Origin of the sequence: Corallococcus sp. NCSPR001, from assembly GCF_017309135.1 — a bacterium.
Taxonomy (GTDB): Bacteria; Myxococcota; Myxococcia; order Myxococcales; family Myxococcaceae; genus Corallococcus.
Map to the genome: position 1 here is coordinate 3,906,609 of NZ_JAFIMS010000002.1, position 14,115 is coordinate 3,920,723.

9 protein-coding genes are annotated in these 14,115 nt (G+C 69.8%); 5 read left to right on the top strand and 4 right to left on the bottom strand.

The genetic code is table 11. The features are described from left to right. Positions 1-61 precede the first annotated feature (61 nt). The 4 genes from JYJ93_RS17880 to JYJ93_RS17895 form a co-directional block, all read right to left on the bottom strand. A complete protein-coding gene (locus tag JYJ93_RS17880) occupies positions 62-5,209 on the bottom strand; it encodes a myxosortase-dependent M36 family metallopeptidase (RefSeq protein ID WP_206792884.1) in 5,148 nt (1,715 codons plus the stop codon). Between the two features lie 544 nt (positions 5,210-5,753). Continuing rightward, positions 5,754-6,923, bottom strand: a complete 1,170-nt coding sequence (locus JYJ93_RS17885) for an SDR family oxidoreductase (protein WP_206792886.1) — start codon at positions 6,921-6,923, stop codon at positions 5,754-5,756. 23 nt (positions 6,924-6,946) lie between these two features. Continuing rightward, the gene (gene coaE, locus JYJ93_RS17890; protein WP_206792888.1) at positions 6,947-7,543 is read right to left on the bottom strand and encodes a dephospho-CoA kinase; all 597 of its coding nucleotides are present in this window, start codon (positions 7,541-7,543) and stop codon (positions 6,947-6,949) included. A 3-nt stretch (positions 7,544-7,546) separates the two neighbouring features. After that, on the bottom strand, positions 7,547-8,029 hold the full coding sequence (locus JYJ93_RS17895) for a hypothetical protein (protein ID WP_206792890.1): 483 nt from the start codon (positions 8,027-8,029) through the stop codon (positions 7,547-7,549). A 135-nt stretch (positions 8,030-8,164) separates the two neighbouring features. On the opposite strand from JYJ93_RS17895, the gene JYJ93_RS17900 reads away from it, so the two are divergent. The 5 genes from JYJ93_RS17900 to JYJ93_RS17920 all read left to right on the top strand — a co-directional run bounded on the left by JYJ93_RS17900 (position 8,165) and on the right by JYJ93_RS17920 (position 13,651). Then, on the top strand, positions 8,165-8,674 hold the full coding sequence (locus JYJ93_RS17900) for a multiheme c-type cytochrome (RefSeq protein ID WP_206792892.1): 510 nt from the start codon (positions 8,165-8,167) through the stop codon (positions 8,672-8,674). 11 nt (positions 8,675-8,685) lie between these two features. Continuing rightward, positions 8,686-9,306 carry a ribosome biogenesis GTP-binding protein YihA/YsxC gene (gene yihA / locus JYJ93_RS17905; RefSeq protein WP_206792894.1) on the top strand — a complete coding sequence of 207 codons (621 nt, stop codon included), beginning with the start codon at positions 8,686-8,688 and terminating at the stop codon, positions 9,304-9,306. A 39-nt stretch (positions 9,307-9,345) separates the two neighbouring features. Further along, positions 9,346-11,007: a DUF6178 family protein gene (locus tag JYJ93_RS17910; protein ID WP_206792896.1), complete on the top strand. Its 1,662-nt coding sequence runs from the start codon at positions 9,346-9,348 to the stop codon at positions 11,005-11,007. Between the two features lie 216 nt (positions 11,008-11,223). After that, positions 11,224-12,507, top strand: a complete 1,284-nt coding sequence (locus tag JYJ93_RS17915) for an O-antigen ligase family protein (RefSeq protein ID WP_206800354.1) — start codon at positions 11,224-11,226, stop codon at positions 12,505-12,507. Beyond that, positions 12,497-13,651 (top strand): glycosyltransferase, encoded by a 1,155-nt coding sequence (locus tag JYJ93_RS17920; protein ID WP_206792897.1) that lies wholly within the window; start codon positions 12,497-12,499, stop codon positions 13,649-13,651. Before JYJ93_RS17915 ends, JYJ93_RS17920 begins: the two co-directional genes overlap by 11 nt. The last annotated feature ends 464 nt before the right edge of the window (positions 13,652-14,115 follow it).

Consider the following 14,115-nt stretch of genomic DNA (forward strand, 5'->3'; position numbering starts at 1 on the left):
CCCCCACGCTTCGTGAGGACCGCCCCCCATCACTTCAGGGCTTCAGGATGAAGCGCCGGCTTTAAGCCTTGCGACGGCGCGCGAGCGCCATCGCCGCGAACAGCGCCATCAGCGGCGCCATGCCACCCGCGGAGCCGCCCGTGGAGGAGCAGCCACCGCCGTCGTCGGCCTTCGGCACGTTGACCGTGATGTTGGCGGTGCTGGAGGCACCCGCCGCGTCCTTCACCGTCACCTTGAAGGTGTAGTTCTCCAGCGTCTTCTTCGCCGGCGGGGTGAAGCTGGCCTCGGCGGAGTTGGCGCCGGTCAGCGTCACGGACGGGCCACCCGTCTGCTCCCAGGTGTAGGTCAGCGTCTCGTTGTCCGGATCCGTGGACGTGGAGGCGTCAATCTTCACCAGCTCACCGCCGCGCACGCCCGAGATGACCCGGACCTTGGCGACCGGCGCCTGGTTCACCTGCTTCACGTTGACCGTGTAGACGTACGGGCCCGAGGCGGCGCCGTCGACGTCCGTCACCGTCAGGCTGAAGGCCACGGCCGTGTCGGCCTGGACCTGCGGCGCGGTGAACGCCAGCTGCGCCGTGCCCGCGCCCGTCGTCTGCACCGTGGGGCCACCGACCTGGGCCCAGACGTAGGTGAGCGCGTCACCGTCCGGATCCGTGATGCCGGAAGCGTCCAGCACCACGTTGCTGCCCTCGTCCGCGTCCATGGAGGCCGGAGCCTCGCCCACCGGGTGGCGGTTGGCCTTGCGCACCGTCACGTTGACCAGGTCGGACGCCGACTGGCCGCCCGAGGACACCGTGAACTTGAAGGTGAGCTCCTTGGCGGCGTTGACGTCCGGCGCCGTGAAGGTCGCCGTCGCCGTGTCCGCGCCGGTCAGCGTCACCGCGTCACCGGCCGTCTGCTCCCACAGGTAGGTGACCGCCGTGCCGTCCGGATCCGTGCCCGTGCCGGCCAGCGTCACCGTGGAGCGCGCATCCGCGTCGATGTCCGCGCCGGCGTTGGCCACCGGGGCGCGGTCCACGTTCTTCACCGTCACGGCGACGGACTTGGTGGACTTCGCGCCGCTGCTGTCCGTCACGGTGACCGTGAAGTTCAGCTGCGTGTCCGCCGTCACTTCCGGAGCCGTGAACGTCGCCTTCGCCTTGGTGGCGTTGGTCAGCGTGGGCTTGGGCGAAGCGGGGCTCGTCTGGGCCCAGGAGAACGTCAGCGTGTTCGCGTGGATCACGTCCGCGTCGGTGGAGCCGGAGGCGTCCAGCGTCACGTTCGTGTCACCCTCGTTCACCGTGGCCGGCGCGGTGGCGGCGGCCACCGGGGGCTGGTTCACGTTGTTGACCTGGATGTCCACCGTCTTCGGGGCGCTCGCCTTGCCGGACGCGTCGGTGACGACGAGCTGGAAGGTGAGGGTGTCCGTGTAGTCCACGTCCGCCACGAAGCTCGGCGTCGCCGTGTCCGCACCCGTCAGGGAGACGGGCGTGGCGCCACCGGTCTGCGTCCAGCTGTAGGTGAGCGCGTCACCCACGGCGGCGTCCGGGTCGAAGCTGCCCGTGCCGTTCAGGGTGATGGTGTTGCGGTTGAGGACGCCGTTGACGAGCGTGCCCTCGGCGACCGCCGCCGTGCCCACGCGCGACGGACCCGCGTTGGCCACCGGAGGCACGTTGCACGCGCCCGCGGAGGCCGGCTGATCCGCCTGGTCCGAGAACACCGCCGTGGCGCCCTCGAACTTCACGTTGTCGATGTCCAGGCCGTACCCGCCGACCGCCACGTCACCGCCGATGCGGAAGCGGAAGCGGACGTTCTTGAGCTCCAGGTCGGGGAAGAAGGTCCCGAAGTTGATGCTCGCGGACGTGAAGGCCGGGAAGCCCGCGCTCACCTGCGCCATCGCGGCGCGGTCTTCCAGGGGGTTGCCACCGCCCGCGGCGATGTAGTCCACGTAGCCCGGATCCGCGTCCACCACCGGGTACAGGTCCCACGGGTCGATCCAGTCGATGCCGTCCACCGTGAACTCGAGCACCGCGCCGTCGTAGGAGGCGTTGGAGTCGAACTCGAAGGAGTGGCGGTAGTTGTAGCTCATGACGAAGTCGGCCGCGTCATCCACCGTCAGCCAGGGGCTGGTGATGGTGGTCTCCGCGATCGTGCCCGGGTCCTTGCCGTGCGCGTAGCGGTTGGCCGTCGAGCCGGACAGCGTCCAGTCGCCCGAGGACGACAGGTTCTGCGACACCGTCCAACCGGTCAGCCCGGACTCGAACGTCTCCGTGTTGCTGGTGGTGGGGACGTTGTCGTAGTTGATGCGCGGGTCGAACGTCGCCGTCTTCGCCGCCGCCGGGATCTCCGTGGAGTCGAAGGCGACCTTGATGCCGGCGCGCGCGGGCGTACCGGACACCGCGGTGACGTTGACGGGCACGGTGACCGTGGCGGAAGCACCGCGCGACAGGGCGGGGACGTTGATCGCGCCGCCGTTCGGGAACTCCAGCGTCGCCGTGGTGCTGGTGCTGCTGACGGTGCCGGAGAAGGAGCTCAGCCCGTTGCCGCCCACGTTGCGCACGGTGATCTTCAGCTCACCCTGCTCGCCGATGTCCAGGATGCCGTCGTGGTCGCAGCCGGCGATGCCGTCGGTCAGCGTGATGCTGGTGACCTCCAGGTTGCCGCCCGCGGAGAAGCTCTCCGTCACGCCGATGTGGTCGAACGCGTCGCGGTCCGGCGACTTGGCGCCGAAGCCGAGGCCGCGCTTGGCGAAGGCCGCCACGAAGCGCTGGTAGTCCGCCGGGTCGCTCGCGAGCGCGACGGCCAGCACCGCGTCACGCGCTTCCGTGAAGGTCGGCGCGTTCGGCGTCGCCTTGTAGGCCGCGACCAGGTACTTCTTCATGCGGTCCTGCGCTTCCGCGAACGGGTGCGCGTTCAGCAGGCTCGCGTAGCACTCCCACAGCGCCGTGGCCCACACCTCACCGCTGTTGTGGACTTCGGCGTTGTTGGCGGTGGACGCCGTCGCCAGCTCGTTGGGCAGGGCGGTGAAGTTGGCGATGTGCCGGAACGTGTAGCCGTTCTTGCTCATGTCCGTCGAGTAGGGCAGGCGACGGATGCCGTAGTAGTAGCCCTGGTTCTTGCCACCGCTGGTGACATAACCGGCGGTGCTGTAGACGCCCTGCCAGTTGTTGTTGCCCGCAACGTTGCGGTCGGACTCGCGGACCTGCATCAGCATGGCGTGGAAGTCGCCCCAGCCCTCGCCCATCGAGCGGCCCTGGTTGTTGCTCAGGCCCGCGGCGTTACCGATGAGGCGGTTGCTGATGTAGTGACCCCACTCGTGCGCGATGATGCCGTTGTCGAGCGTGCCGTCGCGGTCCTGGTCCGGCGTGCGCAGGAACTTCACGGACACCGGGCTGGTCGCCGCCGCGGCCTTCCACGCGTTGGCCGCGTCCAGGGTGATCATCAGGGACGGCGTGGTGACCTTGGCGTCATCCACGTTGTTGCCGCCCATGCTGATGGTGCTGCCGGCCGTGTTGTTCGCGATGACCGTGGCGATGGCGCCACCGTTCTGCGCGTTGAGCGACTTCACGACGAAGTTGCACGTCCCGCGGTCGATGAGGGCGATCTTCCCGGTGAAGGTGCCCGCGGGGAACGCGGCGCAGCCGTCCTTGTTGGTCTCCGGGATCTGGATCTCACCGGTCACTTCGTACGCCTGCTTGCCGTAGCTCGCGGAGCCGGCCTCGTAGACACCGGCCAGGGTCGCGGGAGCCGTCACGGACAGCTCGGGCGTGCCGTCGAACACGTACATCTGCATGCGCGGGGACGCACCGTCCGCCGGCGTGCTCATGTTCGCGTTGTTGCGGCCGCCGTAGTCCTGCGCCTGGGCCTGGATGGGGTCGCCCTCCACGCCGCCACGGCCGAAGTTGAACGCCTGGGCGTTGGCCGAGGCCTCGTCGAAGCCCGCGTCGTAGAACCAGTCGTGCAGGAAGTTGTTCACGTAGAACAGGTTCACCACCGAGGCCTTGATCTGCTCGGGGCTGGAGCCCGGCCTCTTGGTCGTGTCGTAGACGTACGCGAAGGTGTTCTCGCTCGTCGTCTCCGCGCGGAGGTCGTTCGTGCCGGGCTGGAAGCCGTCCGGCGCGTTCAGGTCCGCGTACGCATCCACGTTGTTACCCGTGGTCTGCGTGGCGTTGGCCGGCAGCCAGGGGTCGTTCTTGCTGTAGGGGCTGTTGGCCAGGGTGATGTCGTGCGCCGGGCGGTTCAGCGGGGCCTGGTAGCCGTCGCGCGTGCCCGTGGGGTGCGGGGTCGCGTCGTTGCCCTGGGGACCGTCCTCCGGGATGAACGGGGCCGCCTGGTCCGCCCAGACCTTGTACGTGAACGCCGCGCCGGCGTCCGCGGTCAGGTCGCTGCGGAAGAGCACCTTGCCGGTGGCCGCGGAGACCACGTAGCCGAAGTACTGGCTGGAGCGCGCGGCCTTGGGGCCGGCGTTCACTTCCACGTACCAGGCCGGCTCCAGGTTGCCGGCCAGCATGAAGTACACCTGCCGGGCGCGGGCCGGGACGGCCAGGTCCTGCGGCAGCGCGGACTTCGCGGCGGGGGCCAGCTCGAAGAAGGTGAAGTCACCCTTCGTGCCCGCGTTGATGAACGACGTGGCCTGCGTGCCGGAGCCCGTCAGGTCCTGGAACGCGCCGGACACCGCTTCCGCGGCGCCCAGGTTGAAGCCGGCGCGCGCCTTGGTGCGGGCGGAGAGCGCCAGCTCGGACGGGGCCAGGTAGCCGCTCACGGCCACCAGGCGCAGGTCCTGGCCCATGACGACCTTGATCTCGTTGCGGAAGACGGGGATGCCACCCACCGACTGGTTGAAGGTCGCGATGATGGCGCCCTTGCCGGTGTTGTGCAGCGAGCGCAGGTTGGCGCCCGCGACATCGTCACGCGTCAGGCGGTAGTTGTCCGCCACGGCCTGCAGGTGCGCGCGCGCCGCGCTCTCCGCCGTCATGCCGGAGCGGATGACGGACTTGGACTGCGCGCCGTCCTGCGTCGCCCAGGCGAACGTAGGCACGCCGAGCCGCTGCTCGGTCTGCTCGATGCGAAGCCCGCGGGACACCGCCGTGTTCGAATCCACGGCGAGAGAGCGGGAGTCCCGCTGCTCCAGGAACGCGTCGTAGTTCGACCGCTCCTTGGCCCACGCGCTGGTACCCGCGATGGGCACCAGCAGCAGGCTGGTCAACAGCTTTTCCCTGAGACGCATGCGCCTTCCTTCTTGGGGGTGATGTACTGCCGGACGAGGGGACTGCGAGAGACGACGACTGCACGAGGAGAAGCCCGCCGGGGGAGGCGGGCCGCTCCTTACGGATGGCGGGCCGCGGGTGGACGACAGCCCGATAGGAAACGCTGCCCAACGCCCCAGGTCGCATGGGCGGCGTGCGCGGGGCTCTCAGCGTGGAAAGGCGGGACGCGCGAGGCGCTCAGGGCGGGGGCGCAGCGCCGCGACAGGCTGGACAGCCGGGGCGCCACACCCGAACCCGGGGCGGCCCATCCGAATCGACTGTCAACGGTCTCCGGCAAGCGCTGCTCTCCAACCCACTCTTCCAGGCGCGGTTGTCTTCACCGCGCCGGCTTCAGTGGGAGCGCATGCTAACCAGGACACTGTTTCGTTGAAAAGAGGGGGCCCGCGTAACTTTGCGTTAGCAACCCAGTAACAATTGGCAGTCTGGAATAAGCCGTAGCAGCCAGGCGGACGCGAGCGTGAAACACGTGCCGCGCCGCCCCTTGCCTGCGGACCCAAACCCTGCTCAGCGGCGCGAGCGCGGCGGCGGCGCGGCGTCATCCGAAGAGGGCAGGGGACCGTGGTCCAGCGGGTCCTCGATCTCCGCGCCCTCCTTGCGCTGCTTGTACTGTTCACGCACGTAGGCGACGAGCTGATCCAGGTACGACGACAGCGGCGGGCAGCGCACGCCGGTGCCGTCGAGCAGCTCCAGCGTGTTGTGGCAGTTGTAGATGGCCAGGTGGTTCACGTAGCTGATGGCGGCGCGCTGGGGCCGGGCCAGCTTCTCCAGCACGGGCAGCCGCAGCATCACGTCCGCGGCGCGCGCGGACAGGTTGAAGCGCGGCAGCCGCTTGTGGGACTTCTCCGCGATGAGCTCGTACACGCGCCGCGCGCTCATGGGGTTGGGGTCCACCAGGTGGAAGGTGCGCCCCTTCGCTCTTGCGTCACGCGACAGGCGCCACACCGCCTCCACCACGAAGTCCACCGGCACGACGTTGAGCGGCGCCACGCCGTTGCCCGGCAGGGGCAGCGGCACCACCAGCGGGGAGGTGACGAGCAGGATGCCCAGGTAGTAGGGGCCCTCGAAGCGATCGATTTCGCCCGTGCGCGAGTCGCCCACCACGCTGGACGGACGGAAGATGGTGACCGGGAGGGTGGCGGAGGCGCGCTGCACCAGCCGCTCCGCCTGGAACTTCGTCTCCTCATAGGCGTTGCGGAAGGACTGGCCCCGGTCCAGCTCGTCCTCGGCGATGACGCCCACGCGGTCGCCGGACACGTAGCAGGTGGAGAAGTGGCTGAAGCGGGAGAGGTTCTCGCAGTCGCGCGCCAGCTCCAGCAGGTTGCGCGTGCCGTCCACGTTCACGCGCCACGCGGTCTCCTTGGGGACCCCCAATTGCGACACGGCGGCCAGGTGGAAGATGTCCGTCACCCGCTCGCACAGGCGCTGGTACTCCTCGCCGGACAGGCCCAGGTGCATGTCCACCGCGTCACCGGTGAGCAGCTCCACGCGCGCGCCCTTCACCTTCGCCGCGAGCGCCTGCGCCTCCTTGAAGGCCTTGGGCTGCACCAGCGCGTAGATGTGCCCCTTCGGGTCCTCCCGCGCGATGTGCTCCACCAGCCGCTTGCCGATGAAGCCCGGGTAGCCGGTGATGAAGTAGGTGCCAGGGCCCTGCCGCGTCTTCGACGTCTCGCTCATGCGCGGCGCAGCATAACCGCCCGTCAGCCTTGCGCGAGCATCGCCCGCCACACCGCTTCCACCTGGGGACGGGTGGCCTCCGGGGTTCCGCTGTTGTCGATGACCCACGTCGCGTGCGCGCGCTTGTCGTCCAGCGGCATCTGCGCCCCGAGCCGCGCCTCCGCCTGGTCCGCGGTGAGCCCGTCGCGGGTCATCAGCCGCGCCTTCTGCACCTCGCGCGGCACCCACACCACGGCCACGCCCTCCATGGCCGTGTGCAGGCCCGTTTCGATGAGCAGCGGCACGTCGTAGACGGCGTGGGTGACGCCTTCGGCCTCCAGCGCCTGGAGCTTCTGGAGGAAGAGGGCGCGCACCTCCGGGTGCACGATGGCGTTGAGGGCGGCCCGCTCCTGGGCGTTCGCGAAGATGTGCGCGCCCAGCTTCACCCGGTCCAGGCGGCCGTCGGGGCCCACCACGCCGGGGAAGCGCTCATCGATGCGCTTCAGGCCGGGGGTGCCGGGCTCCACCACCTCGCGGGCGAGCACGTCCGCGTCCAGCACGCGCGCGCCCAGCTCCCGCAGCATCCGGCTCACGGTGCTCTTGCCGGAGGCGATGCCGCCCGTCAGGCCGAAGACGTGCACGGGCTACTTCGCGGCCTTGGGCGTGGTGAAGACGAAGGACTGCACCGTCTTGCCGTCCTCGTTGAAGAAGATGGCCACGCCCAGCTTCACGTAGAGGAAGTAGGTGCGGAAGTCGTCCGTCAGCTTGCGCAGGTAGCAGGGCGTGGCGGGCATGGCGCCGGCCGGGCACGCGGGGCCGTAGCTGTTCTCGATGGTGTCCTTCTCGATGACGGGCCCGGGGAACACGTCGATGCGCTCCACCAGCTGCGTGGCCGGGTCCACCTTGAACTGGGCCTGGGTGGTGCCCTTGATGGCCTCCTTGGCGAAGTAGGCCAATATCTCCTTGCCGTCCTGGCTCATGGTCCGGGAAGGCTCCCCGAACTTCTTCAGGACCTCCTCCTTCTTGGAGCTCCCGGGCTCGATGCCCTGCCACGGCTTGGCGGAAGCAGGCAGGGAGACGACAGCGACGGCAACGGCGAACAGGACGGCAATCACGGGGGTCCGCATCTCGACTCCTCCCTAGCGGATCAGGCAGGCGCGCCTCAAGGTCCGTTACCTCAAGCCACGCACCTGTCCACCCGGTATTCAATCACGAACGAGACGCCTTGCCCCCTCCAGGGGCCTCTGCTACGTGCTCAAGGCATGTCTTCTCGTGCCTTCCGGGTCTTTTCCGCCCTCCTGCTCGCCGTCTCCGGCGGCCTCGCCGGCGCCGCGGACTTCACGGGCCCCGACAGCTGCAAGGGCTGCCACCCGGAGGCGTACGACGCGTGGATGAAGTCCAAGCACGCCCGGGCGACGGAGACGCTGGCGGACACCCAGAAGAAGGACGCGCGGTGTCTGTCCTGCCACGCGCCGGACCAGGCCGAGCAGCAGCTGGCGGCCGTCACCTGTGAGACGTGCCATGGCGGCGGGCAGTACTACTCGCCGTCCTATGTGATGAAGGACCCGGAGTTGGCGCGGCTGGTGGGGCTGGTGGACCCGTCGGAGAAGCAGTGCCGCACCTGCCATGACGCGTCCTCGCCGTCCCTGCGCCCGTTCGACTTCAAGGAAGCGCTGAAGGCCATCGACCACTGGTCCGCCGAACGCGCCCGCAAGCAGACCCGCGCGGACGCGGCCCCCTCCACGCCGGCTCCGGCCACGGCGAAGAAGTAAGTGACCTCCGCTTGATCAAGATCCTCGACTCCCGTTTCGTCACCACCGCCGTGGAGCTCAAGGGGCTGCCCACGGACCACGCCGCGGAGGTGGCCTTCGTGGGCCGCTCCAACGTCGGCAAGTCGTCCATGATCAACGCCCTGACGAACCGGCGGAAGCTGGTGCGCGTGTCCAACACGCCGGGGCGCACCCGCACGCTCAACTTCTTCGACGTGGACCTGGACCGCGACGGCGTGCGCCACACGGTGCGCCTGGCGGACCTGCCCGGCTACGGCTTCGCCAAGGCGAGCAAGGCGGACAAGGCCCAGTGGCAGGCGATGATCACCTCCTACCTCAAGAACCGGCACCGGTTGGAGGTGGTGGTGAGCATCATCGACGCGGAGGTGGGGCCCACGCCGGAGGACCTGCAGACGCTGGACTACCTCCAGGAGCACAACCGCCGCATCCTCGTCGTGGCCACCAAGGTGGACCGGCTGACGAAGGCGCAGCGCAAGCCCCGGCTGCACAAGCTGGCGGAGCAGCTGGAGCTGCCCCGCGAGGCGGTCATCCCGTTCTCCTCCACGGAGAAGCTGGGCGTGGAGGACGTGTGGGGCACGCTGCTGGACACCTTCGGCAAGGCCACCCGCGTCTGAGGCTGCCGGGGCCGCTCCCGCTGTGGTAGCACCCCCGCCGTGTCCCAGAACGGCAAGACGAACGGTGGTGTTTCGCCCCTCGCGCCTCGCGAGGAGCGTCAGCGGTTGATGCGCCTGTCCCCGCGCCAGCGGGTGGCGGCGCTCTACGACGCGGAGGACACGCCCGCGCTGGTGCGCTCGCTGCCCGCGGAGGACCTCTACGTCACCATCCAGGAGGTGGGGCTGGCGGACATGACGGAGCTCGTGCAGCTGGCGTCGCCCGCGCAGTTCCGCACCTTCGTGGACCTGGGCGGCTGGGCGAAGGACAAGCTGGACCCGCACGCCGTCCTCACCTGGCTGCGCGCCGCGCGCGGCGACGAGCAGGAGGACTTCCTGCGCAAGGTGCACGCGGTGGACCTGGAGGTGGTGGAGACGCTCCTCAAGGAGTTCACCGTCGTCCACGACCTGGAGGAGAACCCGGACGTCAACCCGCAGGGCGTGACGCTGGAGACCCCGGAGGGCCGCTACCTGGTGGAGCTGAAGGTGGAGGGCATCGAGATGTCCGCCATGCGCGCGCTCCTCAATGATCTGATCGCGGAGAACCCCTTCGAAGCGGTGCGCCTCTTCGAAGCGGTGCGCTGGGAGATCCCCTCCGAGCTGGAGGAGACCGCGTTCCAGTTCCGCCGCGCGCGCCTGTCCGACCTGGGCTTCCCGTCGCTGGAGGACGCGCTCGCGCTCTTCAGCCGCGTGGACGTGCCGCCGCGCCCCACCGGACCGGGGACGCCCGCGCTCACCGCCGCCGGCGGCCACGTGGACTACCTGGAGGCGGCCTTCCGGGACCTGTCCGACGTGGAGCGGATGAACGCGGAGGACGAGCTGCGCGAGGTGGCCAACGCCGTCCTCGTCGCGGAGCTGTGCGACCCGGGCGACCTGGACGCCGTGCGCCGCGTGGGCGAGTGGGTGCGCGACTACCTGTCTCTGGGCCTGGAGCACCTGACGGGCGGCGACCCGGCGAAGGCCCCGGAGGCGCTGCGCGACACGCCCCTGCGCCGCGTCTTCCAGGTGGGCTTCACGCTGACGCTCCAGCTCAAGTACCGCGCGGACCGCCTCTTCAAGGTGCCCTTCGTGAAGCTGGACGACGTGCCGCTGGTGCTCCCGGAGGAGGCCGCCGCGCTGGAGGCCCTGCGCCGCAAGCGTCCCCGCAGGGCGCTGCGCGTCCCAGGCGCGGAAGCCGTCCCGTTCCGTTCGCTGCGGGAGGTGGCCGGTTCGGAGGCGCTGCTCGCGCGCGCGGAGGGCCAGGTGGCGGCGCTGGGCGCGCTCCTGGGCGGCTCCGAGGACGCGGCGCACACCGTGCTGGCGCGCTTCGGCGTGTCGCTGGACGTGCTGGGCGTGGAGCGGCTGTGGGCGGCCGTGGTGGGCATGGCCGTGCTGGAGGAGCGCGTGGACGTGCGGCCCGTGCCGCTGGGGCGCACGGTGGAGCTGGGCCAGCGCCTCTTCGAAGGCACCCCGGAGGCGCCCCGCCTGCGCCCGAGCGCGGCGGAGCGCGCGGTGGCGGCGCTTTCGCCCGAGGTGCCGGAAGCGGCGCGCGAGGAGCTGCGTCGGGTGGTGAACGTCACGCTGGCGCGCCTTTTGTCGGAGCTGGGGCCGGCGTGGCTGCGCGAGGGGCGCCTGGACCTGATCGCCTCCGCGGTCCTACCGATGGAGAGCGCTCCGGTCCCGTAGGTTTTTCAGCCTTGCCCGGCCCGGCGGTCGCGGGCGGGCGCGCAACCTCCCGAAGATACAGGCCTCCCGCGTTGCCATCCTCTGGCACGCGCGCTGCTTTGCCCCTCGCCCGCTAGCTGTTCGCGAACCGTGGTTCGCGCACGGCAACGGAATTCCACGAGGGCCAGGGGCACGCGTGTGACGGGACGAGCGACCGACAGCGAAGGGGTGGCGTACATGGGACCGGGCGCGGTGGAGCAGCGTCGCGACGTACTGGCTTTCTACATGCTCGCGGGGTTCGCGGCGGTGATGTACGCGGTGCCGGGTGAGTGGATCCCCGCGCTGGAGCCGCTGCGGCTCGCGCTGCTGACTTCAGGGTTGGGCGCGGGCCTGATGGTGATGCGCCGCATCGGCAGGGCGGAGCCCATCTTCTTCGACGGCGCGCGGGGCATCGCGCTCTTGGCGTTCTCGTCGCTGGCGTTCTGCTCGGTGGCGTGGAGCGTGAACCCGGAGGTGACGCGCTTCCAGGGCGTGGAGCTGCTCAAGCTCACGGCCATCTACCTGACGCTCGTCAACGTCATCACCACGCCCAAGCGGCTGGCGGTGGTGTGCGGCGCCATGGTGCTGGGCGCCATCGTGACGTCCATTGGCGTCATCAACTGGTACATCGTCGGCGAGAACATGGTGGAGGGCTTCCGTTCGCGCTGGGTCGGCGTGTACGCGGACCCCAACCACATGGCCATGAACATGGTGCTGGTGGTGCCGCTCGCGGTGGCGTTCATCGCGCGCAAGAGCACCCCGTGGGTGTTCCGCCTGCTGTGCGCGGCGTCCGCGGTGCTGGCGGTCATCGCCATCGTGCTGTCGCACTCGCGCGGCGGCTTCATCGGCCTGTCCCTGGCGATGGCCATGTGGGCCATCCGTGAGAAGCGCCGCATGCAGGCCATCGTGCTGGGCACGGTGTTCGTCGCGGGCCTGGCGGTGTTCGCGCCCAAGAGCTTCTGGCAGCGCAACGAGACGGTGGCGTCGTTCCACGAGGACGCGTCCGCCATGGGCCGCGTCTACGCGTGGCAGGTGGCCAGCCGCATGAGCCTGGACAAGCCGCTGCTCGGCGTGGGCGCGGGCGGCTTCCGCTACGCCTGGTTCCAGTACGCGCCGCCGGAGGCGCACCGCGCCTACGTGGCGCACAACATCTTCCTCGACGTCATCGGGGAGCTCGGGTGGATTGGCCTCCTGTGCTTCCTGGTGTTCTCGGGGGGGGCCGTGGGTGGGGCGGCGGCCGCGTCCTCGGACCCGGAGATGGGATGGCTGGCACGCGCCCTCCTGGCGTCCGTGGCGGGCTACCTCGTCTGTGATTTGTTCTCGGGCTACATCCTGTCCGCGCATTGCTACGTGCTCTTCGGCCTGGCCGCGAGCGCGCATCGCATCGCGCAGGCACGGGAGCGCGCCCTGGCGGTGGGGAGGCAGCCGGCGATGAACCCTTCGCCGGTGGCCACGTGGGAGGGGTCTGGGCATGCGGCGTGAGGATGCGCGGCTGGGGCAGGAGCCCCTCCGTCTGGTGCAGTTCACCCGGTCGTTCCACATTGGCGGCACCGAGGTCCAGGTGCTGGAGCTGCTGCGAGGCCTGCCCTCCAGCTATCAGTTGCAGGTGTCTGTGTTGGAGGACGCCGGGCCCTTGATGGGTTCGGTCTGGAAGCTGGGGCACGCGCCGGAGGTGTTCTCCCTCAAGGGCTCGCTCGTGCAGCCCAACACGCTGATGCAGATCCACCGGATGTCCCGGTGGCTCAAGGCGAACCGCGTGCAGTTGGTGCACGTGCACGACTTCTACTCCAGCATCATCGCGGTGCCGGCCGCGAAGCTCGCGGGCGCGAAGGTCATCGTCGGCCGGTTGGACCTGTCCCACTGGCAGGGCAAGGCCCGCCGCCTGCTGCACGCGCAGATGACGCGCATGGCGGATCACGTCATCGCCAACGCGGAGGCCATCCGCCAGCTGCTCATCCACGAGGAGGGGCTGCCCGAATCGCGCATCTCCGTCATCCACAACGGCCTGGACCTCCAGCGCTTCGACGCGAGAGCGGCGGAGGGGCTCAAGGACACGCTGCCCGACACCCGCGGCGCGCCCACGGTCATCCACGTGGCCAACATGAACCACCCCGTGAAGCGGCAGGAGGACCTGCTGCTCGCCCTTGCCATGCTGCGTCATGAGGGGACGAAGCTGAACGCGTGGTTCGTGGGGGACGGGCCCCGCCGGCCGGCGCTGGAGAAGATGGCGCACGAACTGGGGGTGGCGGACGGGGTGCACTTCCTCAAACACCGCACGGACGTGCCGGCCCTCTACGGGCAGGCCACCTTCGGCGTCCTGTGCTCCACGGCGGAGGGCATGTCCAACGCGGTGATGGAGGGCATGGCGGCCGGGCTGCCCATGGTGGTGACCCGGGTGGGCGGCAATCCGGACCTCATCCAGGACGGCGAGCGGGGCCTGGTGGTGGAGCCGGAGCGGCCCGCCCAGCTGGCCCAGGCCTTCCGCCGGCTGCTGGCCAACCCCCAGGAGGCCCACAAGATGGGCAAGGCCGCCCGGGGCTTCGTCGCCCGCGAGCTGTCCCTGGAGAAGATGGTGCGCCGGCATGACGCGCTGTACCGCCAGGTGGCAGGACTGCCCCCAGGCTGAAACCCGCCCCCCGGGGCAGGGAAGTGTCAGACCGATCCGGATAATCCACGCCCGTCCTCAGCAATTGGGGGCGGGCGCGTTCGTAGAAATGGGGAGGCGGCTTTCCCGCAGGCCCTGCGTGTGTGCAGGTTATAGATGGGAATAGCTCGATTTTCGTGGAGATTGATGGGCAAGGCGTGGTAATGGCGCCTCGGGCATTGCCGGAAGAGGCAAGCGTGCTCACCCTGGGTGTGGCGGATCAGACGGGGCAGGAATCACCGCTGGAACGCAGGGGTTTTTGAAGGAAACGGACGCCGAGCGCGGGGCCCGGAACACGGGACGCGGGGCGGACGGCAGGAAACATGAAGGTGGCGTGGACAGGCCCGAGGGCCGCTCCACATCCGCCGCGACTTTACGAGGCCCTGCCAGTCGGCACGAGGCCCGGGGCGCTCGCCGGTAAAACTCCAAGGTGCCGGCGAGCGCTC